The 25,875-nt window shown below is 65.5% G+C and carries 25 protein-coding genes, 1 tRNA gene and 1 pseudogene; 19 read left to right on the top strand and 8 right to left on the bottom strand.

Features of this window, described 5'->3' with window-relative positions; translation table 11 throughout:
* Nucleotides 1-583 precede the first annotated feature (583 nt).
* From VAE54_RS00735 to VAE54_RS00725, 3 genes are all read left to right on the top strand, one after another.
* Nucleotides 584-1,171: a hypothetical protein gene (locus VAE54_RS00735; protein WP_322800009.1), complete on the top strand. Its 588-nt coding sequence runs from the start codon at nucleotides 584-586 to the stop codon at nucleotides 1,169-1,171.
* Between the two features lie 109 nt (nucleotides 1,172-1,280).
* Nucleotides 1,281-1,712 carry a hypothetical protein gene (locus VAE54_RS00730; RefSeq protein ID WP_322800008.1) on the top strand — a complete coding sequence of 144 codons (432 nt, stop codon included), beginning with the start codon at nucleotides 1,281-1,283 and terminating at the stop codon, nucleotides 1,710-1,712.
* A gap of 582 nt (nucleotides 1,713-2,294) precedes the next feature.
* Nucleotides 2,295-3,230 carry a hypothetical protein gene (locus VAE54_RS00725; protein WP_322800007.1) on the top strand — a complete coding sequence of 312 codons (936 nt, stop codon included), beginning with the start codon at nucleotides 2,295-2,297 and terminating at the stop codon, nucleotides 3,228-3,230.
* Nucleotides 3,231-3,372: 142 nt separating this feature from the next.
* On the opposite strand, the gene VAE54_RS00720 is transcribed toward VAE54_RS00725, so the two are convergent.
* Both VAE54_RS00720 and VAE54_RS14465 read right to left on the bottom strand, forming a co-directional pair.
* Entirely contained in the window at nucleotides 3,373-3,567 is a 195-nt protein-coding gene (locus VAE54_RS00720) for a hypothetical protein (RefSeq protein WP_322800006.1), read from the bottom strand.
* 59 nt (nucleotides 3,568-3,626) lie between these two features.
* A pseudogene (locus VAE54_RS14465) lies at nucleotides 3,627-3,827 on the bottom strand (transposase); the annotation flags it as partial.
* An 81-nt stretch (nucleotides 3,828-3,908) separates the two neighbouring features.
* On the opposite strand from VAE54_RS14465, the gene VAE54_RS00715 reads away from it, so the two are divergent.
* The 5 genes from VAE54_RS00715 (at nucleotide 3,909) to VAE54_RS00695 (ending at nucleotide 9,554) form a co-directional block, all read left to right on the top strand.
* Nucleotides 3,909-4,427 carry a hypothetical protein gene (locus tag VAE54_RS00715; RefSeq protein WP_322800005.1) on the top strand — a complete coding sequence of 173 codons (519 nt, stop codon included), beginning with the start codon at nucleotides 3,909-3,911 and terminating at the stop codon, nucleotides 4,425-4,427.
* 442 nt (nucleotides 4,428-4,869) lie between these two features.
* A complete protein-coding gene (locus VAE54_RS00710) occupies nucleotides 4,870-5,865 on the top strand; it encodes an LLM class flavin-dependent oxidoreductase (protein WP_322800004.1) in 996 nt (331 codons plus the stop codon).
* Between the two features lie 9 nt (nucleotides 5,866-5,874).
* Nucleotides 5,875-6,351, top strand: a complete 477-nt coding sequence (locus VAE54_RS00705) for a PaaI family thioesterase (protein ID WP_322800003.1) — start codon at nucleotides 5,875-5,877, stop codon at nucleotides 6,349-6,351.
* Between the two features lie 41 nt (nucleotides 6,352-6,392).
* Nucleotides 6,393-7,271, top strand: coding sequence for an FAD binding domain-containing protein (locus VAE54_RS00700; RefSeq protein ID WP_322800002.1), 879 nt, complete (start codon nucleotides 6,393-6,395; stop codon nucleotides 7,269-7,271).
* An 81-nt stretch (nucleotides 7,272-7,352) separates the two neighbouring features.
* Nucleotides 7,353-9,554: a RelA/SpoT family protein gene (locus VAE54_RS00695; RefSeq protein ID WP_416223746.1), complete on the top strand. Its 2,202-nt coding sequence runs from the start codon at nucleotides 7,353-7,355 to the stop codon at nucleotides 9,552-9,554.
* A 113-nt stretch (nucleotides 9,555-9,667) separates the two neighbouring features.
* On the opposite strand, the gene VAE54_RS00690 is transcribed toward VAE54_RS00695, so the two are convergent.
* The 5 genes from VAE54_RS00690 to VAE54_RS00670 all read right to left on the bottom strand — a co-directional run bounded on the left by VAE54_RS00690 (nucleotide 9,668) and on the right by VAE54_RS00670 (nucleotide 13,670).
* Nucleotides 9,668-10,243: a hypothetical protein gene (locus VAE54_RS00690; RefSeq protein WP_322800000.1), complete on the bottom strand. Its 576-nt coding sequence runs from the start codon at nucleotides 10,241-10,243 to the stop codon at nucleotides 9,668-9,670.
* 141 nt (nucleotides 10,244-10,384) lie between these two features.
* A complete protein-coding gene (locus VAE54_RS00685) occupies nucleotides 10,385-11,317 on the bottom strand; it encodes a bifunctional riboflavin kinase/FAD synthetase (protein WP_322799999.1) in 933 nt (310 codons plus the stop codon).
* Between the two features lie 64 nt (nucleotides 11,318-11,381).
* Entirely contained in the window at nucleotides 11,382-12,272 is an 891-nt protein-coding gene (truB, locus tag VAE54_RS00680; protein WP_322799998.1) for a tRNA pseudouridine(55) synthase TruB, read from the bottom strand.
* Nucleotides 12,273-12,328: 56 nt separating this feature from the next.
* Nucleotides 12,329-13,321, bottom strand: a complete 993-nt coding sequence (gene era, locus VAE54_RS00675; RefSeq protein ID WP_322799997.1) for a GTPase Era — start codon at nucleotides 13,319-13,321, stop codon at nucleotides 12,329-12,331.
* Between the two features lie 127 nt (nucleotides 13,322-13,448).
* Entirely contained in the window at nucleotides 13,449-13,670 is a 222-nt protein-coding gene (locus tag VAE54_RS00670) for a hypothetical protein (protein ID WP_322799996.1), read from the bottom strand.
* A gap of 37 nt (nucleotides 13,671-13,707) precedes the next feature.
* Between VAE54_RS00670 and VAE54_RS00665 the strand changes: the two genes are divergently transcribed.
* A tRNA-Leu gene (locus VAE54_RS00665) sits at nucleotides 13,708-13,791 on the top strand.
* A 228-nt stretch (nucleotides 13,792-14,019) separates the two neighbouring features.
* Here the strand turns inward: VAE54_RS00665 and VAE54_RS00660 are convergent.
* The gene (locus VAE54_RS00660) at nucleotides 14,020-14,961 is read right to left on the bottom strand and encodes a phytoene/squalene synthase family protein (protein ID WP_322799995.1); all 942 of its coding nucleotides are present in this window, start codon (nucleotides 14,959-14,961) and stop codon (nucleotides 14,020-14,022) included.
* 206 nt (nucleotides 14,962-15,167) lie between these two features.
* Here VAE54_RS00660 and VAE54_RS00655 point away from each other — a divergent pair, with 206 nt between their 5' ends.
* The 10 genes from VAE54_RS00655 to VAE54_RS00610 are packed head-to-tail and all read left to right on the top strand — an operon-like array spanning nucleotide 15,168 to nucleotide 25,803.
* Nucleotides 15,168-16,718 carry a phytoene desaturase family protein gene (locus tag VAE54_RS00655; protein ID WP_322799994.1) on the top strand — a complete coding sequence of 517 codons (1,551 nt, stop codon included), beginning with the start codon at nucleotides 15,168-15,170 and terminating at the stop codon, nucleotides 16,716-16,718.
* Nucleotides 16,719-16,771: 53 nt separating this feature from the next.
* Nucleotides 16,772-18,094: a MerR family transcriptional regulator gene (locus VAE54_RS00650; RefSeq protein WP_322799993.1), complete on the top strand. Its 1,323-nt coding sequence runs from the start codon at nucleotides 16,772-16,774 to the stop codon at nucleotides 18,092-18,094.
* Nucleotides 18,091-18,546: an SRPBCC family protein gene (locus tag VAE54_RS00645; RefSeq protein ID WP_322799992.1), complete on the top strand. Its 456-nt coding sequence runs from the start codon at nucleotides 18,091-18,093 to the stop codon at nucleotides 18,544-18,546. Before VAE54_RS00650 ends, VAE54_RS00645 begins: the two co-directional genes overlap by 4 nt.
* A complete protein-coding gene (locus VAE54_RS00640; protein WP_322799991.1) occupies nucleotides 18,534-20,069 on the top strand; it encodes an NAD(P)/FAD-dependent oxidoreductase in 1,536 nt (511 codons plus the stop codon). Before VAE54_RS00645 ends, VAE54_RS00640 begins: the two co-directional genes overlap by 13 nt.
* Nucleotides 20,066-20,650 carry a DICT sensory domain-containing protein gene (locus VAE54_RS00635; protein WP_322799990.1) on the top strand — a complete coding sequence of 195 codons (585 nt, stop codon included), beginning with the start codon at nucleotides 20,066-20,068 and terminating at the stop codon, nucleotides 20,648-20,650. The genes VAE54_RS00640 and VAE54_RS00635 overlap by 4 nt, the downstream gene beginning before the upstream one ends.
* Nucleotides 20,650-22,032, top strand: coding sequence for a deoxyribodipyrimidine photo-lyase (locus VAE54_RS00630; protein WP_322799989.1), 1,383 nt, complete (start codon nucleotides 20,650-20,652; stop codon nucleotides 22,030-22,032). Before VAE54_RS00635 ends, VAE54_RS00630 begins: the two co-directional genes overlap by 1 nt.
* Nucleotides 22,033-22,042: 10 nt before the next feature.
* Nucleotides 22,043-23,338 (top strand): cytochrome P450, encoded by a 1,296-nt coding sequence (locus VAE54_RS00625; RefSeq protein ID WP_322799988.1) that lies wholly within the window; start codon nucleotides 22,043-22,045, stop codon nucleotides 23,336-23,338.
* Between the two features lie 10 nt (nucleotides 23,339-23,348).
* A complete protein-coding gene (locus VAE54_RS00620) occupies nucleotides 23,349-24,446 on the top strand; it encodes a glycosyltransferase (RefSeq protein WP_322799987.1) in 1,098 nt (365 codons plus the stop codon).
* A gap of 2 nt (nucleotides 24,447-24,448) precedes the next feature.
* Nucleotides 24,449-25,234 carry a lycopene cyclase domain-containing protein gene (locus VAE54_RS00615; RefSeq protein ID WP_322799986.1) on the top strand — a complete coding sequence of 262 codons (786 nt, stop codon included), beginning with the start codon at nucleotides 24,449-24,451 and terminating at the stop codon, nucleotides 25,232-25,234.
* An 8-nt stretch (nucleotides 25,235-25,242) separates the two neighbouring features.
* Complete coding sequence (locus tag VAE54_RS00610; protein ID WP_322799985.1) at nucleotides 25,243-25,803, top strand: glycerol-3-phosphate acyltransferase; 561 nt, start codon at nucleotides 25,243-25,245, stop codon at nucleotides 25,801-25,803.
* Nucleotides 25,804-25,875: the final 72 nt, after the last annotated feature.

The raw sequence follows: 25,875 nt of genomic DNA, 5'->3' as shown, positions 1-25,875 counted from the left end.
ACAGAAAACCCTTGTGGGATGATAGGAAAACGATCCGGACAATTATTTCAATATTTCAAAAAGAGGGAAAACCCATGTCGAACCGGTGGCGGTTATATGACAGCGGGTGTGCGGTGTGCGCGGCCCTGGCCCGGGAGGTGGAAACGCTCAGCGGCGGGCGGCTGGGGGTGCGTGGGATCGGGATATGGCTGTGGCTTTCACTGATTCCACTGGGCCTGATATCAGCGCCTGTTAGGCCAATACCCGCAATCTTCTCTTCTCCACCCCGACCTCAGTGGTGGGGGACTGTCACCGCCTCGTATATCGCAGTGGCTTTCTGGACAGGACCGGAACCCCACTTCGGAGCCTTTTTCCTGGGTCGTTGGGGACACAACCAGCATTATCTGGGACCGGGGGGAGACGCAGCAACCTGCGGCTCCAGCGCCGGCTGTATCTCAAACTGGAACTGGTGGGGGGCTGACCGGAATGTGCTGCTGTTGCCCAAATGGGGATGGCTCTGGACGGAGCCCCCCTGGGGGCCAAAGTGGCAACCAGCCCATTATCAAGCCCAGGTCTGGATTGACTAAATTAAGGGAGGTAAACGATGAAGGCTAAGTGGATGCTTCTTCTCACGGGCCTCCTGATCCTGGCCCTGGGTCTGGGGGCGGGCCTCTATCGGGCCTTCGCCCAGCCGCCTACCCCCTCGCCCCTGGCCGCTTATGTCTTGCCCGCCGAGGCCTTCCCCCACAGCCAGCGCCTTGCCGAAGGCCCCCTCTCCCCCCAGGATCTCAGCCAGCCCCTCAACCCGAACAACCTGGCCCCTATGGGCATCGGCGAGGAGCCCCTCCGCTTTCAGGAAGGCTACGGGCGAACCCTGGCTCTCTGGGATGACGCCTCCGCCACGCTGGTATCTCATTTTCTCTACCGCTACCCGAACCCCGATCAGGCCCGTCGGATCGCTGAAGCCCTGGCCCGGGGCTGGCAAATGGTCCCCCAGCCGGCAGAAACCCAACCTGTGGAGGGAGGCTGGTGGCTCTCGACCCGGGACTCCGAGGGAGGGTTCCTCCAGGTCCTGCTGCAGACCCGCGGAGAGATTCTCAGCCTCCTCATCGTGAATGGAGATGGGGAAGCCCGGGTCCGGGCGGCCATGGACCGGGCAACCCAGGCGCTTCCAATACCGCCTGAGCGTTGAGGGGTCCACCGGGAAGGTCCACTGGCCGGGCCGTTCGAGGGGTAGATGGGGCCAGGCGGATGGGGATCGACAGGATCCGGGGAAAACTGCCAGCGGCGGGTGGCTGGGGGTGCGGAATTTGCGAGACCCCGAGGTCCAGGCGCTGCTGGACCGCGCCCATCCCGGCTGGCGCTGGGAGCCGATGCTCCTGGAGATCGAGGGGGAGCACGTCCGGGTCTTCACGGGCCTGGCGATGCGGGCGCGCCTGGTGCAGGTTCTGGGCCCGGTGCGGGCGTTGCGGGCCGCCCAGGCCGTGGCCCGGCACGGCGGGCCGGTGCTGGGCGTGGATTGGGAGAGGCGGCGGTTCCTCGGACGGGCCCTGGGCGCCCTGACCGGATGGATCGCCCTGCGGGGCCTGGGCCGGCCCGTCCCAGTCGGCATCTTCGGTGTGACCCATGGCCCCCTTTCAGGAGCGGGAACAACTACGGGGCCTGTTGGATCAGAGGCTTCCTCTCAGGGTGTAGTTAAGGAAGTCATTTCAAAATTTTGTCCAAGCAGGTGAGGATGAACGCCGGGACGACAAAAGCCCCGTAGACTTCTCCCGGGCGCCCATCGCGCCCCACAAGGCGACGAAAACACCCCAGCCCGCTGAAGGTGCGCTCGATCACCCCGCGCGAGCGACGGCGTGAGGTCCGGTCTTCGGCCCCAGCGTCTCCGGTGGGCGCGCCGCGGCATGCAGGGCCGAATGATTATGATATGATTGGGGTAGGAGGTAAGGGTACGCCACCCAAACGTTCATCGTTACAATGCTACAGATAGTGAACCGCAGTGGAAGTGGATGCCTTTAGGAGGATCCCGTGAGGGGATACCCGGGCCTGCTGCTGAGCGTTATGCTGATCTTTGAAGCCTGTATAGCCAGGATGCCCTCCCCGCAAGCCCCCAGGGCCACGGCTTCCCTGCCCCCCATGTCCATTTTCTATACGCCAACCTCTATCCCCACGCTGGGAGGCGAGACAACCTGGCAGGAGCCCCTGGCACAGCGATCGGTGATTCTGGAGCGCCCTTCCCCTTCTGGCGGTATAGACTATATCGGCTTTCCCCGGATGGCCGTCCCCCCATCCGCCTCGCCCATCTACCAGAGGAAGTGTTCCAGGCCCAGGCCTCCCCGGATGGCCGATGGCTGGCCGTTCAAGTTCGTCCTCACGAGGGCGTGGGGCGAGACGTTCTCTACCTGCTCTCCCTCCTCGACCTGCGCTTCCACCCGGTTATTCAAAACAGCTGGATCACCTCACTGGCCTGGGCGCCCTCCGGGGATGCGCTGGCCTTCTCGCAATGGACGGACGGTCCGGTGCAGATTATGCTCTACGATCTGATCCGCCAGCAAACCAGCCTGCTTGTTGAAAAACGGGACAGCGGGCCATGGTCGGTGGAAGGATGGGTAGGGAAACCGGAACTGGTGCTCTCCCATCTGAGGGGAGGCGGCCTCATGATCGATCAGATCGCCCTGCTCGACCTTCAGACCCGAAGGCTGGAGATCCTCTACACGAATCCCACTGCCCACACCACCATGGCCTCTGTTTCCCCAGATGGCCGCACCATTTTGATAGGACAGGCAGAATCCCTTCCGGCCCTCTCAATTCAGGTCCTGCGCCTGGACCTGGCCGATCGGCACCTGACCCCTCTCGTAAAGCAGGAGGATCCTGAGGCCCTAATGCTCACCGTCCCTGTCTGGTCCCCATCTGGGACACGCGTCGCTTTCGTCGCCGCAGACGGCTATGCGCCAGGGAGCTCCGAAAAAGGAGGAGGAAAAGAGGTTCCACAGGCCCAGCGGGTCGTGATCCTGGATGTGCAGAATGGCCACACCTCCCGGGTGGTTGAAGTGCCCAGCCCCAACCCATCAATTCAAGTGTTGGCTTGGCTCTCGGAGGAAGTGTTGCTAATCACAATTCTGGAAGAACAGCTAAATGGTCCCGTGCTCTACTCGATCCGGACCGATGGGACAGGCAAGCGACGCATCCTGGATCTGGGAGGAGGCCGCTTCCTCACCGTCTCCCCAATGACCGAAAGCGACACGAGGTAAAATCAAAGGGTGTGGAAATTCTGCCGAAGGCGGTGTATCCTCCCTAGAGAGAAAATGTTAACGAAGAACTCATCTCAAAACTCTCCAGGTGAGGAGGAAACAGGCCAGATACACGAAAGCCCGGAAGGTCGCCGGGAGACGCTCATGACGGACCATCCAGCGCCGGAAGCCGCCCTTCCGCCAGACAAAGAAGCGTTCCACCACCCCCCCGCAGGACCCGATACGCCTTCGGGTCAAAGCGATACGGCCGGCCCCGCCGGCTCCTCCGGCGATTGCGGGGATTCTCGGGGATGCAGGCCCGGATGCCCCGGCGGCGGAGCGACCCGGTATCCTCCATCCAGAAGGCGCCTCCACAACGTCTCCCACACGCCCCGGGCCTCCCCCCTTTAGCCGCCGCCAGGCCGTCTTGTATGAACCATATTGCTTCGGTATATCCATCCGCCGACATCCCGTGACCAGGACATACAGGATCCCGTTCAGCGTCTTGCCGGTCGTCGGCTCGGGGCCTCCCCGTCCGGGCCTTGGGGCGGGCGTAGAGGCTCGATGAAAGCCCACTGCTTGTCCGTCAGCTCCCGGAACTCCATCCCTCACCTCCATCCCAGCCAAGAAGTTCCAGGGTTATCTTAACACATCAGGCGAGTTCTTTCTACATCATCTGGCCATAAGTGGAGGTGTGCGATGAAATTTCGTTCTCTGATTGCGTTATTACTCTTCCTCTGGATCCCACCTGTTCTTCTATTTCTTCTATTCGGGTCCAGAGATCCTTCAGGTCCTGTCTATGCGGTTCAGGAGCCCCCGTTCAGCGTTCCCGGCGAGTCGCTGGAGTCCGCCCTCCGTCAGGTCTCTTTCCCGATCTGGCTCCCCACCTGGCTCCCTTTTACACCCGGAACACCCTTCGCCTTTGTGGTCCATCACCCAAACGGGGTTCAAACGATCTATGTGGATTCCCAAAATCAGGCCTTCGTGGAGATTGCCATTACAAATCATCCGGTTCAAATGATCTCGGATCGCTATCCGCCGGAGAAAGTAACTGTCGTAGGGAAATACGAAGGAGTTTTCATAGATAATGGGGCAGCCCAGATGCTGTCCTGGAACCATGAGGGGCTCTCGATCATGATCACGGCTTCCCGCCCGCATCCGCCCTATCCGGTTTCCACCCTTTTGCAGATCGCTGCCCATCTGAAACGCGTGAAGTGAAAGGGGCCCATAGCCAGTGGAGATAAGGTCCTGGATTCCCGACACGCTTCAGCCTTAATACGACAACCGTCGATCGTTGAGCGGAGCCTCTCCGTTCCCTGTAGGGCAACTGCAAGCCGTTGCCCTACGCCTCCAGGTGTGGTGGTGGCCCCACTGGAAGGCCAGGTGCGGCTGTAGCTAAGGAGCTCATGCCTTGCTCAGGGGAATCCTTCGCCTGAGTGGTGCCCATCTTCCCATGGCTTCGCCCGGCTGGGGGTGAATCAACCCACGGGCTGCTGACCGCGCCCTGCATCGTAAACCATGAAGGCGATCCAGCCATCTCCTCTCTCTTCTCTCTTCCTTCGTTCAGACTCTGAAACCCGCATAGGAAGCGACGGCCATCCCGGCAAACGTCCGGCCTTCCGGTTAAAATGGGGGGAAAACATCCCACACGGAGGCTCCCATGCCGGAGCGCGTCGCCCTTTACCTCCAGGACGCCCACGATCTGCGGGAGGCCATGCGCTACGTGCAATACGCGGAACAGCGCGGCTTCGAGGCTGTCTGGCAGGCGGAATCCCGGCTGGTCCGCGACGCCATCGTCCCCATGGCCGCTTACGCCGCCGTGACCGAACGGATCAAAGTGGCCTCCGGCGTGATCAACAACTGGACCCGTAACCCGGCTCTGATCGCCGCCACGTTCCTCACCCTGGACGACCTCGCCCCCAACCGCATCATCCTCGGCATCGGCGCCTGGTGGGATCCCCTGGCCTCCAAGGTGGGCATCAAACGGGAGAAACCCCTCCAGGCCATGCGCGAGGTGGTCACCGTGGTGCGCGACCTCCTGGCCATGAAACGTGTGACCTTCCACGGCCAGTTCGTGCATCTCACCGATGTGGAGCTGGACGTGGTGTATGGGCGCCGGGAGCCCCGCAACGTCCCCATCTACATCGGGGCCACCGGCATGCAGATGATGGAGCTGGCCGGCGAGATCGCCGATGGCGTGCTGCTGAACTACCTGGTCTCGCCGAAGTATAACGAGATGGCCCTCCACCACCTGGAGATCGGCGCGCGGCGGGCCGGCCGCCGCGTCGAGGACATTGACCGCCCGCAACTGGTGGTGTGCTCCGTCGACCACGACCGCAAGAAGGCCCTGGATAGCGCCCGCAAGCTGGTGACCCAGTATCTGGGCCAGCAGCCGCATATCATGAAGGCCAGCGGCGTGCCCCAGGAGCTCCTGGACGAAATCGGGCGGGTCCTCACCTGGCCGGCGACCCCCGAGCAGATCGAGCGGGCCATGGAGCTTGTGCCCGACGACATCGTGCAGCTCATCACCGCCAGCGGATCGCCCGAGGAGGTCCGCCGCAAGGTGGATGAATACCGCGCCGCCGGATGCACCTGCCCCGTCCTCTACCCCCTGGGGGATGTCCGGTTGATGATCGATATCTTCGCCCAGGCATGAGGCGTGAAAATGGAGGGGACACTCCAGCCGAACTCCCGCATGTGCTTCATCTGCGGCGTGCAGAACCCGGCCGGCCTGAAGGTCCGCTTCTATGAGGATGGGAAGACCACGGTCCGGGCCGAGGTGGTGATCCCGGAGGTCTATCAGGGATATCCGGGGGTGGCTCATGGCGGAGTGGTCGCGGCCTTGCTGGACGAGGCGGCCGGACGCGCGGTGATGATCGAAGCCCCGGAGCGCTTCATGGTCACCGCCCAGCTGACCGTCCGGTATCATCATCCGGTCCCCATCGGGCAAACGCTCCTTCTGGTCGCCCGTCCCCTTCGGGCCGGAACGCGCCTGGCCCGGGCGCGCGCGGAGCTCCGCCGGCCGGATGGAACGCTCTGCGCGGAGGCGGAAGCCATCCTGGTGAACGTCCCCCCCGAGATCCGGTCCACCTTCGATGCGGAACGACCGTTCTGGCGGGTATATCCGGAGGAGGAGCGCTGAAAGCCATCCCTTCCCACGCATCCCGAAGGAGGCTCCCGACCATGCCACTGAACCTGCGAGCGTATCACCGACCGAAAACGTTCGCCGAGGCCCTCGCCCTTCTCCGGCGTCCGGATATTCGAACCGTGCCCATCGGCGGGGGAACCCAGCTCCTGGCCGAAGGGGCGCGCGAGGTGGAGGCCGTGGTGGACCTCCAGGACCTGGGGTTGAATTTCATCCGGCTGGAAGGGAACACCCTTCGGATCGGGGCGACCACGCCGCTGCAGGCGCTGGTGGAGACCCCGGAGAGCGCCGCCTATGGAGGGGGCATCCTCGCCGTCGCCGCCCGGGAGACCGCGCCCCTTCCCCTCCGGAACCAGCGCACGGTGGGCGGGGCGGTGGTCGGCGCCTCCTCTGAACAGCCCCTGGCGACGGTCCTGCTGGCCCTGGACGCCGAGCTCATGGTGTTCACGGAGCCTGAGAGGCCGCGGACGATCCACATGGAGGCGTTCTATGACTATCGGGAAGCCCTGCAACGCCAGGGGATGCTCCTCACGGAGGTCCGCCTCCCGCTCTCCGCGGCTCCTATGGGCGCGGCCTTCCACAAGGTCGCCCGCACGCCCGCCGATGCCCCCATCGTCGGCGTGGCGGTCCGGCTGTTCCGAGGGGTGGACGGGGCCTGCTACGGTGTGCGGATCGCGGCCGGCGGAGTCGCGCCGCGGCCGGTGCGGCTCATCGAGGCCGAGCGGATGCTGGAAGGGCATCCGCCGGATCCGGAGCGTTTCGCCATGGCCGCGGAGGAGGCCCGCAACCGGGTGAGCCCACCGGGAGACTTCCGGGGCTCTTCCGAATACCGACGGGAGATGGTCGCTGTGCTGCTCCGTCGGGCCCTGACGGAGGCCGCCGCCCGGGCCGGATGGCCGCAGGACCTCCGCGCGTAGCTCCTTCCCGCCGCCTCAGGAGTGATAAAATTTCAGGAGTGATAAAATTAAGGAAAGGGATGGAAAGGCGGTGAGGGCATGGTGGGGGTGCAGAGCCCGACCACCCTGGAGTTTCTGCTGGAACAGATCCGCGATCCCCTGAGCCCCTCGGACCGCGCGCTGATCGAGCGCGCCTACGCGCTGGCGGAGCGGGCCCACCGGGCGCAGACCCGCGCCTCGGGAGAGCCCTATCTCTACCATTGCCTGGCCGTGGCCGGCATCCTGGCCGAGCTCCGCATGGATCCCCCGGTGATCGCCGCCGGCCTGCTTCATGACGTGGTGGAAGATACCGGGATCACGCTGGAGGACATCCGGCGCGAGTTCGGGGAGGAGATCGCCCGCCTGGTGGATGGGGTCACCAAGCTGAAATACATCGACCGGCTGCGGGCCCAGCCGGAGGACGGGGAGGCCCGGCGCACAGGGCGGGACGAGCAGAGCGCGGAGAACATCCGCAAGATCTTCTTCGCTATGGTGGAGGATCCCCGCGTCGTGCTGATCAAGCTGGCCGACCGCCTGCACAACATGCGCACCCTGGGCGCGCTTCCCCCCGAGAAGCAGAAGCGCATCGCCCGGGAGACCCTGGAGATCTACGCCCCCCTGGCCAATCGCCTGGGGATCTGGCAGCTGAAGTGGGAGCTGGAGGATCTGGCCTTCCGCTATCTGGAGCCGGAGAAATACCGGGAGATCGCCCGGGCCATCGACGAGCGCCGGGCGGAGCGCGAGCGCCACATCCAGCAGATCGTGGAGCGCATCAAGGCCCGCCTCGCGGAGGAGGGCATTCACGCCGAGGTCACCGGGCGGGCCAAGCACATCTACAGCATCTACCGCAAGATGGTCCGCAAGGGCGTCTCCTTCGACCAGGTCTATGATGTGCGGGCCGTGCGCATCATCGTGAACACCATCCCCGAGTGCTATCAGGTCCTGGGCATCATCCACTCCATGTGGCGCCCGATCCCCAAAGAGTTCGACGACTACATCGCGAACCCCAAAGACAACTCCTATCGCAGCCTGCACACGGCGGTGATGCTGGAGGATGGCAAGACGCTGGAGGTGCAGATCCGCACCTGGGAAATGCACTGGGAGGCGGAATACGGCATCGCCGCCCACTGGATCTACAAAGAACAGGTCTCGAAGCGCGACCTGGCCTATGAGAAGAAGGTGGCCTGGCTGCGCTCCCTGATGGAGTGGCGCAATGAGGTGACCTCCGCGAAGGAATTCGTGGAGTCCCTCAAGACGGATGTCTTCGAGGATCGAATTTACGTGTTCACCCCGAAAGGGGACGTCATCGACCTTCCCCGGGGGAGCACGCCCATCGACTTCGCCTACCATATCCACACCGAGCTGGGGCATCGTTGCCGCGGCGCCCGGGTGAACGGGAAATGGGTCCCCCTCAACTACGTCCTCCAGATGGGCGATCAGGTGGAGATCATCCCCGCCAAGCAGGGCGGCCCCAGCCGGGACTGGCTGGATCCGGCCAAGGGATATGTGAAGACCTCCCGCGCCCGCCAGAAGATCCGCCAGTGGTTCAAACAGCAGGGCCGGGCGGAGAACATCGTGCACGGCCGGGAGATCCTGGCCCAGGAGATCCGGCGCCTGGGCGTCCCCTTCTCGGTGGATGAGGCGACGCGCCGGCTTTACACGGAGTTCGGCTACAAGGAGCCCGAAGACCTGCTGGCGGCCATCGGCTGGGGCGATGTCTCCCCGGAGCAGCTGGCGCCCCGCCTGATCCGGATGGAGGAAGAGCGGCGCCGGGAGGAACAGAAGGCCGCCCCCGAGCTCCCCGCCTCCCCCGAACGCTACGACGCCTCACGGCCGGTGCTGGTGGAGAACAACCCCCAGGGCCTCCTGATGCAGCTGGCCCGTTGCTGCAACCCGGTGCCCGGAGACGAGGTGATCGGCTACATCACCCGCAATCGGGGGATTACCATCCACCGCCGGAGCTGCCCCAACATCCTGAACGTGCGCACGCCGGAGCGCCTGATCGAGGTCCAGTTCCCGGCCGGAGAGAAAGGCTACCCGGTGGAGGTGGAAATCATCGCCATCGACCGCGTGGGCTTGCTCCATGAGATCAGCGGGGTCCTGAAGGATGAACAGATCAACATCGCCCGCATCAGCGTGGATACCCGCAACGGCTTCGCGGTCTTCCAGGCCACCCTGGAGGTCCGCTCCGCGGCCCAGCTCCACCGGGCCCTGACGCGGATCGAACAAATCCCCAACGTCCGCGAGGCCCACCGCCGTCGGTGACGCGGGCGAGCCTCCGCCCTGCCCCTCCGGTTCGACGGGCCCCACCCAGAGGATCATCCGCCGGGGATTCCTTCTTATCCCGCCTTACCCCGCCCGAGGGCCGGACGCCTGGTCTAATGCGCCCCCGGTGAAGAGGGGCGAGGCCCCCCCTTCGGATAGGGCGCGTGGCGGATGCGGACCACCGGCTGGCCTTGGAGGCGAAGGCCCATCTTGTCTTCCACCACCATCCGGGCCATCTGCAGGATCTCCTGGGCTTTGCTGGGGATCTCCACCTCCGGCGTGGTCAGCACGTCCAGTTCCACCCGTAGCCCCTCCCGATGCGGGATCACCCGGGGATATACCTCGATCACATCCGTTAGCTGGTCCAGGTGATACTTCAGGCGCTCCCGGATGGAATCCACGGCCACCGCCACGATGGCGCCGCTCACCGCGGGCACCCGGACGATCCGGCGCGGGGGCCGCACTTCGAAAAGCAACCACAGGATCAGCAGGGCGTCCAGCGCCAGGGCCAGAAGGATCCCCACACCGTAGCGGATCTCCGGGCGGATCTGGCTGAGGGTTTCGATCACCGTGCGCGTAGCGGATTGGACGAGCTGGGCGAGCTCCACCGGAGTGATCAACACCACGCTGCACAGGGGAATGGCCATCAGGAGCATCAGCACCACGATCACACGGTTCAGCGTGTTCATCCTGACCTCCCGGCGTGAGCGGTTTTCGCTGGGATCGCCGTTCGCAGCCCGGTCATATTCCGCCGCAGACAAAGCGGGATCCCCAAGGCGGCCTGCGGGCCTTCAGAGGCCGGGGCAAGGGGCCCCTCGCCGCGTTGCCTCCTAAACCGGAACCGGGGCGGCGCCCAGGATCTCGCGGGCCCGGGCGATATCGCGGTGGATCTGGGCGACCAGCTCGGCGATGGAGGGGAACCGGCGCTCCTCCCGGAGCCTTTCGACGAAATGCAGCGTCAGCGTCTGTCCATACAGGTCGCCGGTCCAGTCCAGCAGGTGCGCTTCCACCACCCGCTCGCTGCTCTGATCGAAGGTCGGCCGCACCCCGATGTTCACGACGGCCATATGGGGGCTGCCATCCGGCCGCTCCGCCCAGCAGGCGTAAACTCCATTCGCGGGGAGCGCGTGTTCCGACCAGATGGCGAGGTTGGCCGTCGGGAACCCCAGGCGCTGCCCGCGGCCCGCGCCGGCGATCACCACGCCGCTCACCGAGAAGGGCCGCCCCAGGCATTCGGCCGCGGCGCGCACATCCCCTCGCCGCAGCGCCTCCCGGATGCGGCTGCTCCGCACTGGGCGCCCGCCCAGCTGGAATTCCATCGCGACATGCAGGGTATAGCCATAACGGCGTCCCAGCTCCTCCAGCACGGGCAGGGTGCCCTCCCGGCGGTATCCCAGCGCGAAATCCGGCCCCGCCCACAGCGCCCGCATGCCGATCTGGACGAGGCGTTCCACGAAATCCGCCGCCCGGGTGCGGGCGGTCTCCAGCGTGAAGGGAAGCTGGATCAGCACATCCACCCCCAGGCGGGCGATGCGCGCCCGCTTCTCCTCCGGCGAGGTCAGATAAAAGGGGGGTTCCCCTCGCAGAACGACCACGGGGTGGGGAAAGAAGGTCACCACCACCGAGCGCCAGCCATGAGCCCGGGCCATGGCCACCACCTGTCCGATCAGGGCCTGGTGGCCCAGGTGCACCCCGTCAAAGGCCCCCACGGTCACCACCGACGGAAAGGGCTCGACCTCCTCGAAACGCTGAGCGAACTTCATCCAGATGCCCCCTGAATCTGCAAAAAGATGAGCTCCATGGCCCGGTTTTACCGGCGGGTTGCCTTCACGGGTCTTCTGGAAACACCCGCACCGGCTGCCAGCGCTCTCCCTGGCGCTCCAGCAGCGCCAGCACCCCCCCATCGGGCCCGTGCACCCGAAGCCGGGAGCCAGGATCGGGCAGCGCCTCGACCGGGATAGGCTGCCCGTGCCGGAGCCGGTTCAGGATCTCCGGCGCCGGCGTGATCGGCGGCCAATCCGGCAGGGCGTCCGCCATCGGTCGAAGATAGCGGAGCCATTCCCCGGACCGGGCGGCGGCCTCCAGGGTCTCCCATGGGACCGCATCCGCCAGGGTGAAAGGGCCGCTGGCCAGCCGGCGCAGCTCCGCGAGATGAGCGCCGCATCCCAGCTGTTCCCCGATATCCCGAGCCAGGGCCCGGATGTAGGTCCCCGCGGAACAGGCGACCTCGATCGTCGCCCATGGCGGATTCCATTCCACCAGATGCAGCGCATCGATCCGCACCCGCCGGGGCGATGGCGTTACCGTCTCGCCACGCCGGGCCTTCTCATACAGGCGCTCTCCGCCCTGCCGAATCGCCGAGAAAGCCGGCGGGATCTGGGTGATTTCCCCCACAAAGGAACGCAGCGTTTCCTCGAAAGATTCCCGGGAGACCTCCACAGGCCGCTCGCTCAGGATCCGCCCCTCGGCGTCATCGGTATCCGTGCGGATCCCCAGGCGGATGGTAGCCCGGTAGCGTTTATCATGGCCCAGCAGGAACTCGGCCAGCCGGGTCGCCGGGCCGACCAGCAGCACCAGCACCCCCGTCGCCAGGGGATCCAGCGTCCCGGCGTGGCCGATCCGCTGGATCCGGGTGACCTTCCGGACCCGCTCCACTGCGTCGTGCGAGGTCCACCCCTTCGGCTTATCCAGCACCAGCAGCCCGGCGGGCGCTTTCATGACAGAACGCGCGGTTGAGCCCAAACGAGGAAATAGACCCTTACGTCCCATTCCATTCACCGCCGCCCCTTCCGCTCGCGCGGCAGGGCGTAGCCCAGGCGGCGCAGCTGTTCCGGATCCCGACGCCAGTTCTTTCGGACCTTCACCCAGAGCTCCAGATACACGGGATGCCCCAGCAGCGCCTCGATCTCCTGGCGGGCGGCGGCCCCGATGCGCTTCAGCATCTGGCCGTTCTCGCCGATCACAATCGGCTTGTGGGTTTCCTTCTCCACATAGATCGTGGCCGCGATATACGTCAGGTTCGGATTCCGATCCACCCAATCGGTGATCTCCACGGCGATCCCGTGGGGAACCTCCTCCCGCAGCAGGAGCAGGGCTTTCTCCCGGATGAGCTCCGCCACGATCCTCTGGAGCGGCTGGTCCGTGAGCATCTCGGGATCGTAGTATCGAGGCCCCTCTGGGAGATGCGCAATGATGCGCTCCAGCAGGAGATCCAGGTGATCGCCTCGAACGGCCGAGATCTGCACCTCCTCCCAGGGGAAAGGAGGTTCCGCGTCCGGCGGCGTGGGGGCCAGCGCCCGGTAGGCCGCCAGACGACTCTCCCGGTCGGACCGCAAGAGGTCGATCTTGTTCAACGCCAGGATCACCGGCTTGTCCGCTGCCTGCTCCTTCAACAGATCGGCGATCATGCGATCCTCATCATCCGGCCACTGGGAGACATCGACCATGAAAACGATCACATCGGCGTCCGGTATCGTGCGTCGGGCCACTTCCACCATGTATTCTCCCAGCTTGTGGAACGGCTGGTGGATGCCCGGCGTGTCCATGAAGATCACCTGGGCGTCCGGCCGGGTCAGCACGCCCAGGATCCGATGCCGGGTGGTCTGCGGCTTCGGCGAGACAATGGAGATCTTAGTGCCCAGGTAGGCGTTCAACAGCGTGGACTTCCCCACATTGGGCTTGCCGATGATGGCCACGAAACCGGAACGATGGCCGGGAGGAACCGCTTCGTATTCCGGGAAAACCGGCGACGGCTCCTGCTCATTCACAGATCTGCCTCCTCCGGTGGGATTTCCATCGGGCAGCGCTTTGCCCGGTTATATTTTGGCGGATTCTCGCGGGAACGTCTGGGGGCAGGGGCTGTCTGCCGCGCTCCGGCCCTCTCGAGAGCCGCGGCTATCCCAGCGGCCGGGACCGCTCCTCCCATGCGGCCCACTCCAGAAGCCACAGGCGCGGGAAAAACGTCCAGACAAGGGTGTAAAGGATGGATGCCGGCCGATGGAGGCCGGCCTTCATCGTGATAGGCGACAGGATCGCCCTCAGCGTATAGATCCAGAGCCCGAGCGTGAGCCATCGGATGGAGGATGGGATCCCGCGTTCCGCGGTCTTGACACTCATCCGGGGCCCCTTTTAGAATGAAGCATGCGGAGAACGCGCCGGGGTGGCGGAACAGGAAGACGCGCCTGACTCAAAATCAGGTGGCCGCAAGGCCGTGCGGGTTCGACTCCCGCCCCCGGCACTTGCCCTCTATTGTAGCGCCGCCCTCCCTTTCCTGGAAGGCTTTCCCCTTCCCAGCCATGGGTTTCGAGATACGGAGCTGCAACGCCCTCGTTTTGCCTCCTGGGGCGGCCAGTAGCCCGTGGGGGAAAACGGCCATGCCTATCCTTCGTTCGGGGAGCTTTTTACAGAAGGGGATGCCTCGAGGTGCCCCCAGGGAGAGCCGGGGTTCTTCGTCGAGCTTTCTATGTCATGTCGCGCGGCGTAGCGCCCAGCGCAGCCGAATCAGACGCCATATCCGCTCCCATCCGCGCAGCGCCGCCCGCCGGCGGAACACATCGAAATCGTTTCGCTCGATAACCTCCAGGATGCCCCGGTAGAGATCGGCCGCCGCGGCAATGGCCAATCGGGCCCTGGATGGAAGAAGGGCAATGCCCGGCCAGGCCTCCGCATATAGCTGACGAGCCCGGGCGATCTGAAACCGCATGAAGGACCTCCAACGCTCATCCACCCGACGGGCTCGGAGATCCTCCTCGCTCAGACCAAAGGCGCGCAGCTCCTGTAACGGAAGATACACCCTCCCCATCTCCAGATCTTCCCCCACGTCCCGCAGGATGTTGGTGAGCTGCAGAGCAACCCCCAGGCGTACCGCAAAGGGAATCGCCTCCGGAGACGAGCCACCGATAATCCGCATGCTCATCAGGCCCACCGTGGAAGCCACTCCATAACAGTAATCCGCCAGCTCCTGAAAGGTCTCCAAACGAACCGGGCGTAGATCCCGGGAAACGCCATCCAGAAATTGCTCCACCAGGCCCTGCGGGATACGATAGCGCGCCCGCACATGCGCCCAGGCCAGGGCCACCGGCTCCTCCGCGGGCGGATCGGAAGCCAGGACCAGCTCCCGCCAGCGCGATAGACGCCCTTCCCGATCCCCATCTCCCTGATCGACCAGATCGTCGGTTACCCGGCAGAAGGCATACAGCACCCGAATCGCCCGTCGGGTCTCCGCCGGCAAAAGGGCAGAGGACAGATAGAACGAGCGGCTGTGCGCCCGCAGGACGGCCTCGCAAACCCGATAGGCTCGATCCAGCACCCCATCGGGCACAGCCCTCCCTTCGCTGGCTGGACTGTTCCATCCCTCCCACGCCCGCCGAACCAGCCCCTCCTCCCAGCTCCACTCCCGCACCGCCATCCCCCCTCCTCCCTCTGGATGCCTCTATTTTATCGAGTTGTCCATATTTTGTCAAGAATATTCTTGACAAAATATGGAAACTCTGGTAAGGTGAAAGGGGTGCAGGAGCGGGTGAAGGGGCAGCGGGGGCGGATCCGATGGATCGTCCGCCCTCGCGCCCGTTCGCCGAGGGTTCCTGAGGCTCCATTCCTTCCACGGAGGAGCGAATGGCTTCGCATGCGGTGATCGTTGGAGCGGGGCTGGGCGGCCTGGCGGCTGCTGCCCGACTGGCCCAGCAAGGATGGCAGGTGACCGTCCTCGAGAAAAACGCGGAACCCGGGGGGCGCTGTGGCCGCCTGATTCAAGGCGGCTATCGCTGGGACACGGGGCCCACCTTGATGCTGATGCCCCACGTGTTCGCCCAGACGTTTGCCGATCTGGGCGGGCGCATCGAGGATCACCTGGAGCTGATCCGTGTGGATCCTACATACGCAATTTCTTTCTGGGACGGATCCCAGCTGGTGATGACCTCCGACCTGGTCCAGATCCGTGAGCAGATCGAAGCGCTGGAGCCAGGGGCTTTTGAAGGCTTCCTGCGATACCTCCAGGATGGGCATCGCTTCTACCGCCTGGCGCTGGAACGGTTCGTCGGTCGGAATTTCCGCTCTCCTTTTGAATATTTCGGGCCGCAGCAGATCCCGCTTCTGTTTCAGATGCGCGCCCTGCGCCGGCACTATGCGGACACTCGCCGCTATGTCCGGGACGCCCGCCTGCGGGCAGCGATGACCTTTCAGGATATGTATCTGGGCCTCAGCCCCTATGAAGCGCCGGCCACCTACGCGCTGCTGGCTGCCTCCGAGCTGACAGAAGGAATCTGGTTCCCGCGGGGCGGCATGTATCGGATCGTGGAAGCGCTGGCCGCCCTGGCGGAAGATCGGGGGGTTCGCTTCATCTATCAGGCCCCCGTGAAGCGGATCGAGATCGATGGCCACCGAGCGACCGGGGTCGTTCTGGAGGACGGCCATCGGATCCCTGCGGATCTGGTCGTCATCAACGCGGATCTCCCCTACGCGTATCGACAGCTGCTGCCGCCCGGACCCGAGGTGCAACGCCTCCAGCGGATGCGCTACAGCTGCGGGGTGCTCACCTTCTATTGGGGGTTGGATCGTCAGATCCCTTCCCTCTATCCTCACCACGTTTTCCTAACAGGGGACTACCGCGCCAGCTTCGAACGGATCTTCCGGGACCATGAGCTTCCCGATCCCCCCAGCTTTTACCTGCACGTTCCCTCCCGGCTGGATCCAGCGGCCGCCCCGGCGGGATGCGACGCGGTCATGGCCCTGGTGCCCGTGGGCCATCTGCAGGAGGATCCCATGGAGGACAGGATCGAGTGGATCACACGCGCCCGCGAGGCCATCGCCGCCCGCTTAGCCCAAACCCTGGGCCTGAGGGATTTCCTGCGCTGGATTCGCGTGGAGATCATCCGCACTCCCCGGGAGTGGGGACAGTTATACAATCTGGAGCGAGGGGCTGCTTTCGGCCTGGGCCATCAGTTCTCCCAGGTCGGATATCTCCGTCCGTCCAACCGTCATCCCCGCTACCCCAACGTATACTTTGTGGGAGCGAGCACCCATCCAGGCACCGGCCTTCCCATGGTCCTGCTCTCCGCCAAGCTGGTCGCCGAGCGGATCCGGCAGGAGTTCCCAGCGACCACCCCTCCCCGGCGGATCCTCCTATGGCGGCCGGCCTGGACCCGGGGTTCTGACCTCCCGGCGTGAGAGGCGGCCTATCCGGGATCCCCACCTCCGGTGGAAAAACCCAGGGGAGAGGGATGAGGGAGAAGACCGATCTCGAAGCCCCCACCTACAACCTGAAAGCAGTGGTCCGAGAAACCGGGATCCTGCCGCACACCCTGCGAGCCTGGGAGCGCCGGTATGGGCTTCCCCGTCCGGCCCGCACGCCGGGCGGACACCGGCTGTATTCCCGCCGGGATATCGAGATCATCCGCTGGCTGATGGCTCGACAGGCGGAGGGAATGTCGATCGGACGGGCGGTCGCCCTCTGGCGGACTCTGGAGGCCCAGGGGCGAGATCCGCTGCGGGAGACCGGGGAGACGCTGGCTTCTCCAGAGGGGGCGCCTTCCTTGCAGAGCCTGCGGAAGGCCTGGATCGACGCCTGCATGCGCTTCGCCGAGGAGGAGGCTGAAAGCGTGCTTGTCCAGGCCTTCGCCCTGTATCCCCCGGAAGTGGTCGTCCTGCGCCTGCTGCAACCCGCTTTGGAGGAAATCGGAGACCGATGGTATCAGGGCCTGGCCACCGTCCAGCAGGAGCACTTCGCATCGGCCCTGGCCACCCGCCGGCTCCATGCCCTGATCGCCGCCGCTCCACCGCCGCTCCGATCGGAGCGCCTCTTGATCGCCTGTCCTCCCGGGGAGAGGCACATCCTCCCCGGGCTCTGGGTTTCCTTTCTCCTGCGCCGGCGAGGATGGCCCGTGGTGGACCTGGGGGCCGATGTGCCGCTGCTCCGCATGCAAGAAGCCATCAAGGCCATCCGCCCCCGGCTGGTGATCCTGACGGCCCAGATGCTCACAACCGCGGCCAGCCTGGCCGACATGGCGGATCTCCTGCGGGAGATGGACGTTCCGGTGGCCTATGGCGGGCGGGTTTTTCAGCAGCGGCCCTCTCTGGGAGCCTACATCCCCGGCGTCTATATCGGGGAGTTGGGGGAAGAGCTCCCGGACCGCGTGGAGGCAATCCTCCGCGGAGATCGATCGCCGGAGTTCACCCCCTTGCCTGAAGTCTACCGGGAAGCCCTGGCTCGATATCGCGCCGTCCGTCCCGCCCTGGAGGCTTCTCTACGGATGCAACTCCGCGCCGAGGTGCAGGAGGCAGAGCTGGAAATCGGGCTTCTGGAGCTGGGGAAGGTGATCGAAGCCGCCCTGCGCCTGGGGGACCCCGAGGCGGTGCGAATGGAAATCGAGTGGATCATCGGCCTGGTCCGTCATCACCATCGCTGCGTGGCCGAGCTCTCCCGCTATCTCAAGGCCTACGCCCTCGGCCTGCGCCGGCATCTGGCCGGGGACCCGGTAGGGATGGATCTGGTCCGCTGGCTAAAAGCCTCCATCCCTTCGACAGCGGAGGATAGGTGCTCATGAAGTTTCACCATTCGTTCGATGTTCAGGCCCCCCAGGAGGCGGTGATCCGTTTCCATCAGGACCCTATGGCCCTGGAGCGGCTCACCCCTCCTCTCCTCGGTCTGCGGTGGGAACTGCGGGAGCCGCTGGCGCCCGGCTCTCGCGTCCGGTTCTCCTTCGGGCTGGGGCCGCTGCGGATCCGCTGGACAGCGCGCCATGAAGAGGTCTCGCCAGAGGGGTTTGTGGATGAACAGGAGGAGGGCCCATTCGCCCGATGGCGTCATCGCCATCGCTTTGAGGCGATTGGGCCTGATCGAACCCGCATCGTCGATGCGATTGAAGCCGATCTGCCCGCCTCCCCCCTGCGCCGGGTTGTGGCGTGGGCGATCTGGCTGGGGCTGCCGCTGCTCTTTGCCTACCGGGCTTGGCAAACCCGACGCGCGCTGGAAGGAAATGCCCCATGCGGCCGGTGATCGTGGTCGGCGCTGGCATCGGCGGGCTGACGGCCGCTGCGATCCTTGCCCGCTATGGGATTCCGGTGGTGGTCATGGAGACCCAGGCCTACCCCGGCGGATGCGCCTCGACATTTGATCGACACGGCTTTCGATTTGACGCCGGAGCCACCCTGGCCGCCGGGTTTGGGCCCGATATGCCCCTTCACCGCCTGGGAGAGCGTCTGGAGCTGGAATGGGGGATCCACCTGGAGCCTGTCGCCATGCAGGTGCATCTATCGGACGGGCAGACCATCCCCCGCTGGACGGATCGAGAGCGCTGGCGGGAAGAACGCCTGCGGGTCCTGGGGTCGGCCGGAGAGCCGTTCTGGGCGTGGCAGGAGCGGACCGCCAAAGCCCTGTGGGCTCTGATTCGAGAGCGACTGCCATGGCCACCTCAGCGCCCTCGAGATCTCTTGCGCTTGCTCCGGGCTCTCCGCCTCTCTGCCCATCCGGCGGACCTACCGGGCTGGATTCGAGATGCCTTCCGACCGGCCGCGAGCCGCCTCCCACCCGGCGATCGGCGGCTCCGGGAACTGGTCAACGGTCAGCTATGGATCAGCGCTCAAACGACGGTGGAACGCGCCAACGCGCTCTACGCGGCGGCGGCCCTGGATCTCCCCCATACCGGGGTGGGCTGGCTTCCAGGAGGCATCGGGGCGATCGCCGCCCGGCTGGCCGACGCCATCGTCCGATACGGAGGGGAGATTCGTTTCCGCCACGAGGTCATCGCCGTCCGCCCCCAAGCGGATGGCGGGTTCCAGGTCGAGACCCGGGGTTATGGCGTCTGGGAGGCAGAGGGGGTGATCCTGAACATGCCGCCAGCTGGGGCTGTTCGCCTGCTCAGGGAAGTTGCACCTCCTCCATGGCGACGGGCGCCGGCCGCTCCGCCGGATGGCTGGGGGGCTTTCGTGGTCTACGCCGCCGTCGCGGAGGCGGCCGTCCCGTCGGATCTCCCGCTGCATCACCAGATCCTGCAGGGAGAGCCTTTCGATGAAGGAGGGGCAGTGTTCCTCTCCATCAGCCCAGCTGCGGATCCTTCACGCGCCCCCCGGGGATTCCGCGCGCTTACCCTGAGCACCCACACGGATCTCCGGCGGTGGTGGTCACTGTTTCAGCAGGATCGAGAAGCCTACGCCCGGCGCAAGGCGGAGATGGTGGCGCGTGTCCTGCAAGCCGCCGCCCGTGTCCTTCCCCGGCTGCCGGAGGATCTGGCATGGGCCGAGGCCGCCACCCCCATCACCTTCCAGCAGTTCACCGGACGCCCGATGGGGTGGGTAGGCGGGTTTCCTCAGACCCGCCTGGGGCGCAGCTGCAGGTCTCGCATCCGCCCCCGTCTGTATCTGGTCGGAGACAGCGTTTTCCCGGGCCAGTCCATCCCGGCCGTGGCCCTCGGGGCGTGGCGGGTGGCAGAGGACATGCGGGAGGACCTGGCCGCCCTGCCCCGCCGGCGCTGGATCATCCACTCCCCATTCGTCAGGCCTTCGATGGAGGGCATCCGATGAACATCCAGGCCTTCGATGTGCTGGAAGCGTTCTACCGACGAGCGATGAGCGCCCGCATCCCGCAGGGCGAGGATCTGCTGTATCGGGTCCGACCGGAGGACCTGGGCCATCTCTCGTTTCGATATACGTTCTCCGTGGAGGCGATGACCCGTATCAGCCACATCCTGGAGGAGCTCGCAGCGGACCAGCGGGGCGAGGCGGAGCTTCACGTCTCCTTCCAGCGCCTCTCCCGGCTGCTTCCCCAGAGGCGTCGTTACCGCCACCTGGCTGGATCTCTGAAAGGGCTCTGGATCTACGGAGCCCACGACGTGCCGGATCCAGACGCCTTTCGCTTTCACGAACGCACGATCCTCATCGATACGGGAGGGACACCGCTGGAGGCTTACTGGTTCGTGATCGCCCATGGCCCGGGAATTGGGATGTGCCTGATGGCCCTGGAAGTCCCATCCCTTATCCGTCCGGGCCGTTACTACGAAGGCTTTTATACCTTTGAACGAGCGGTGGCCCTCGAGGCGATCGAGATCCTGCATCGAATCTTCCCGGAACAGGTGCCGGCACCGACCGCCGTGGAGGGAGGATGATGGCCCGCCGGGTGATCTGGTGGATCCGCCGGGATCTCCGATTGAGGGATCACCCTGCCCTGACGCTGGCCTGGCAGGCGGCAGAGGAGGTGATCCCGGTCTTCATCCTGGATCCCGCCTTCGCCCGGGCCTCCCCCCGCCGCCGGGCCTTCCTGATGGCTGGGCTGCGAGCGCTGGACGAAGAGCTGCGCGCCCGTGGAGGCTATCTGGTCGTCCGCGAAGGTCCTCCGGCGGAGATCCTCCGCGGGTTGATGGTGGAAACGGGGGCCACCGCGGTGTTCGCCGAGGGGGATGTCAGCCCCTATGCCCGGCGGAGGGACGCGGAGGTCGCCTCCTGGCTTCCCCTGATCCGCATCGGCTGGCCCACCATCCACCCGCCGGATGTCCTGGTCAAGGAGGATGGCAGCCCATACCGCGTGTTCGGGGCCTTCCGGCGTCGCTGGGAAAGCCATCCTATCCCTGCAGTCCTGTCCGAGAAGGCCATCCCCAGCCGCTGGCGCATGCCGACGGAGCTTCCGAGCCTTCCCCTGCCAGCAGTCCGGACCCCGGAAGGATTTCCCGCGGGGGAACAAGCCGCCTGGGAGCGCCTGAGGGTCTTTGTGCAAGGAGACGACGCGCCCATTTTTCATTATCGAGCGCTGCGGAGGCGGCTCGATGGGGAGGGAGGATCCCGCCTTTCCCCCTACCTGCGCTTCGGGATGCTTTCGCCGCGACAGGCACTGTGGGCAGCCCTGGAAGCCGAAGCCCGCGCCCCCAACGCCGAAAGCCGCCGCAGCGTCCGGGCGTGGATCAACGAGCTCATCTGGCGGGATTTCTTCCTCACATGGTTCTACGCCTTTCCGGATCTGCGCCGACGAAGCCTTCGGCCGCCGCGGGAGGCCCGTCCTCCTGAAAAGGATCCCCGGGCTCTGGAAGCCTGGCGCGCCGGCCGAACGGGCTATCCCCTGATCGACGCCGCCATGCGCCAGCTGGCCCAGGAAGGCTGGATGCCCAACCGGGCACGGATGCTTACCGCCTTTTTCCTTTCCCGGTGTATGGACATCGACTGGCGAGAGGGCGAACGCTGGTTCCTCGAGAACCTGATCGACGGCGATCCCGCTGTCAACGGGGGAAACTGGCAGTGGGCTGCTGGCGCCGGGCTGGATCCCCTTTCCGCCCTTCGTTCCTTCGATATCATCCGCCAGGCCCGTCAAGCCGACCCCCATGGGGGATATATCCGTCGCTATCTTCCGGAGCTGGATCGGGTTCCCGAGGCGTTCATCCACGCCCCATGGACGATGCCCGAAGATCTACAACGCCAGGTGGGGTGCCGTATCGGACGGGATTACCCTGCGCCGTGCATCGACGCCCGGGGGAAGCGAAAGGAGCGAATCCACGGATGAGGGAACCGGGATGAGCCTGCGAAAGATCCCCTCGCTTCAAGCCGCCTGTCGGATGATCCGCCATCGGTCCCTGCTGGAGGGGCTGCTGGCCCTCTCGGAAGCCCATGGGGAAGCCTTCTGGCTGGCCTGGCCGGGGTTCCGCGCGCTGGTCGCGGCAGGACCCCGCGCCGCACGGACAGTGCTCCTCGAGGAACGGGGACGCTTCCGCTCCCGCATTGAAGGAGATCCCGTCGTCCGGCTTTTCCGCCACGGCCTCCTGGTGACGGATGGCGATCTCCATGAGGCCCTGCGGAGGGAAATCGAGCCGTTCCTGCGCGGGCCGGGGTTGGCCCGCTGGGTCCCCCGGATCCTCCACCGGACCGATGAGCGGATCAGCCGCTGGGTGGTCGGGGACCGGGTAGATCTGCTGGAGGAGCTGCGTCTCCTGACCCTGGGCGTTTTGATGGAATCCCTCTTCAACCTCTCTATCGAAGAGGCCCATCTGCCGCCGCTGGCACGGATGCTGAAGGCCGCGGTGGCCTATATCTCCCCCGGCCTCTGGCTCCTGTGGAAAAACGGGCCACGCCGCATCGACACCGCCGCTCTGGATCACCTCGACCGGCAAATCGATCAGTGGATTCAAGACCGCCGGCGGGAAAGCCGCCGGGGCGAGGACTTGCTTTCCCACTGGACGCGATGCGAGTGGATGGACGATGCGCTCATTCGGGATCAGCTGATCACCCTGTTGATCGCCGGTCACGACACCGTGACGGCCTGGCTGGCCTGGACCCTCGCCCTGTTGCTAACGCATCCCGCAGAGATGGAGCAGGTTCAGGCGGAGATCCGAAGGGTCGTCGGCGATCGGCCTCCGACCTTTGAGGATCTGAGGCGCCTTCCCCTTCTCGATGCCGCAGCCCGCGAATCCATGCGCCTGTATCCTCCGATCCCGGTTCTGAACCGCATCGCGAGCGCCTCGACTTCCCTGGAAGGGTTGGCCATCCCCTCCGGGGTCCGCGTGATGATTCCCATCTACGCGCTGCACCGGCGCTCGGACCGGTGGGAAGAAGCCCACTGCTTCCGTCCGGAACGGTTCCGGAACCCGGCCGCAAAGCCCTCGGGCGGCTTCGATTATCTTCCGTTCGGCGGTGGACCCCGGTTTTGCGTGGGAGCTTCCTTCGCCTGGATGGAAGGTCGAATCATCCTGATCCGGATCCTGCAGCGTGCGCGTATGGAGCCGGCCTTCCGGGAACGAGCGGCGCGGCTGGGCGCTACCCTCGAGCCTCGCGACGGGGTGCCGGTGAAAATCTGTGAGCTTCGGGACCCGTAAGGAGGAAAGGATGGATTTCCCCTGGCTGACCCTGATGGGGACAGCGATCGCTGGGGCGCTGTCGGGGATCGGATACCGGCGGGCTCACCGCCTCCCGATCCCACCTCACTTCCAAATCGGGCGATCGCTGCCCTCTCTTTCCATCATCGTGCCTGCGCGGAACGAGGCCGCCAACCTGCCCCGCCTGTTGTCCTCTCTGCGGCGGCTGGAATACCCCGGCCCCATGGAGCTCTGGGTGGTCGATGATGGCTCCACAGATGGAACCGGGGAGATCGCCCGATTATGGGGCGCACAGGTGATCCGGGTGGAGGGTCCGCCTGCCGGCTGGCTGGGGAAGCCCTACGCCTTGCATCAGGGAGCGCTTCGGGCGCAGGGGGAATGGCTGTTGTTCACCGACGCGGACACGTGTCACGCCCCGGATAGCGCCGCACGGGTGGTCGGATGGGCCCTCGCACAGGCCCTGGATGGCGTCACCCTCTTCCCCGCCTTCGAGATCCGAAACGCCCTGGAGGCAGCCGTGCTCGCCGTGGCCTTCGCCGGATGGTTCGCGGCGCTTCCCGATCTCCAGGGGATCATCAACGGGCAATATTTGCTGATCGGTCGTTCGGCCTACGAAGCGAGCGGCGGGTTCGCAGCGGTGCGCGGGGATGTGCTGGAAGATCTCGCTCTGGGCCGACGGCTACAGCGTCTGGGGTTCCGAATCGCCCTCGCCGACGGCCGGCCGCTGGTGCGCGCCCGCATGAGCCGGAATCTGGCTCATCTCTATCAGGCGATGGCCCGCTGGAGCGAGGGCGCGCTGGACCAGCCCCTTTCACGACGCGCGATGGCCGTTTTGCTGGTGGCCGGGATGGCCGGGCCCATGGGTCTGCTCATTCCCGGGCAGCGGGCCCGGACCCGGTGGGCTTTCGGAGCCTCCTGGATCCTGGCCGCCATAGGCCTTCTGCCGTGGGCCCTCCGGATGGGCTCCCCTGGCTCCGCCCTCCTGGCCCCCCTGGGCGCCGCCCTGGTGGCTGGAGCCGGAACGCGAGGATGGCTGGCCCGCCGGCTCGGCTGGGATCTGAAGTGGAAAGAACGGAGGGTGTATTCGAAGTTCCCGCCCTGGAGGTAAACGTGAGCTACGCGATGTTCCTGGTTGTGTTCCTGCTCCTTCCGATCCTTGCCCTTGGATGGGCTGTGCATATCCGCGTCCGACGGGGTGAACTCTCCCCGACCCTCTTCCGCAGGGGCATGCAGGGAGCTCTGGCCCTCGCGACGATCGCCCTGATCTACACCACCCCATGGGACAACGTTCTGGTCGCCCGGGGCATATGGGGCTACGCTCCCCAACGCGTGCTGGGCCTGACGATCGGGTGGGTTCCCCTGGAGGAGTATCTTTTCTTTGTGCTTCAACCTCTTCTGATCGGTCTCTGGTCCCTCTGGATCTGGCAGGACGAAAGGGAGATCGATAGGGATGGTCGAGCCTTTCGCGCGGGCAGCGCCATGTTCCTGGTGGGAGCCGGCCTCGCCATCCTGAGCCTGGCCCATCGCCTGGGCGACCCCGGAGCCTACCTGGTGGCCATCGGGATGTGGGGATGGCCGCCGCTCCTCGTGCAGACCCTCTTCGGCGCAGACATCCTGTATGCCTCCCGCCGGGCGCTGCTCCTGCGCTGGGTTCCCCCTGCGCTCTTCTTAAGCGCTGCGGACCGGCTGGCAATCCACGCGGGGATCTGGTTCCTCAACCCCGCCTTCACCACCGGATGGACCGTTCTGGGCCTTCCAATGGAGGAAGGGCTGTTCTTCTTTCTGACCAGCCTGCTGGTCGCGGGAGGATGGACGCTGTGGATGCATCCGGCGGCAGAGCGCCGTCTTTCCCCATGGTGGAAATCCCCGCGCCTGATGGAGAGGCGAAATCCGTGAAGGACGGGATGGGCGTGATCCTGTGGACGGCGATCGCGGGTTTTTCGGGGTCCCTGCCGCTGGCCTACTGGATCGGCCGCTGGGCTCTTGGTGTGGACATCCGTCGCTATGGCGATGGGAACCCTGGGGCGATGAACGTCAAACGGGCTGGGGGATGGCGATGGTTTATCCCCGCCCTCCTCCTTGAATTCCTTAAGGGCGCCATCCCGATATGGCTAGCCCGGTCCATGGGGGGTCTTTCTGGATGGGCCCTCTTTCCCATGGCCATGGCCGCTCCCCTGGGCCACGCCCGATCCCCATGGCTGGGGGGAAAGGGGGGAAAGGCCATCGCCGTCACCTTTGGGGTATGGAGCGGGCTCACCGAATGGCGGATTCCGATGCTAATGGGAGGCCTCTTCGCCCTCGCCCTCCGGCTGGCGCCTCCAGAAGGCCGCGCCGTCCGGATTGGGATGCTCATCCTGAGCGGCCTGCTCATCGGCGCCAGCGGCATCGGATGGGCCCATCCCTCCCTGGCCGCGACTAGCATCGGCCACACCCTCTTGCTGATCTGGACCCACCGGCGCCGGTAGAACCCGGTAAGGGAGGATCCAGCCGGACACCAGACCGGGAAATCGCCTGGAAGCAAGGGACAATCCGTTATC

This window comes from Thermoflexus sp. (assembly GCF_034432235.1).
Lineage (GTDB): Bacteria > Chloroflexota > Anaerolineae > Thermoflexales > Thermoflexaceae > Thermoflexus.
The sequence above is the reverse complement of the archived record's forward strand: the minus strand, read 5'-3'. Positions and strand labels throughout refer to the sequence as shown.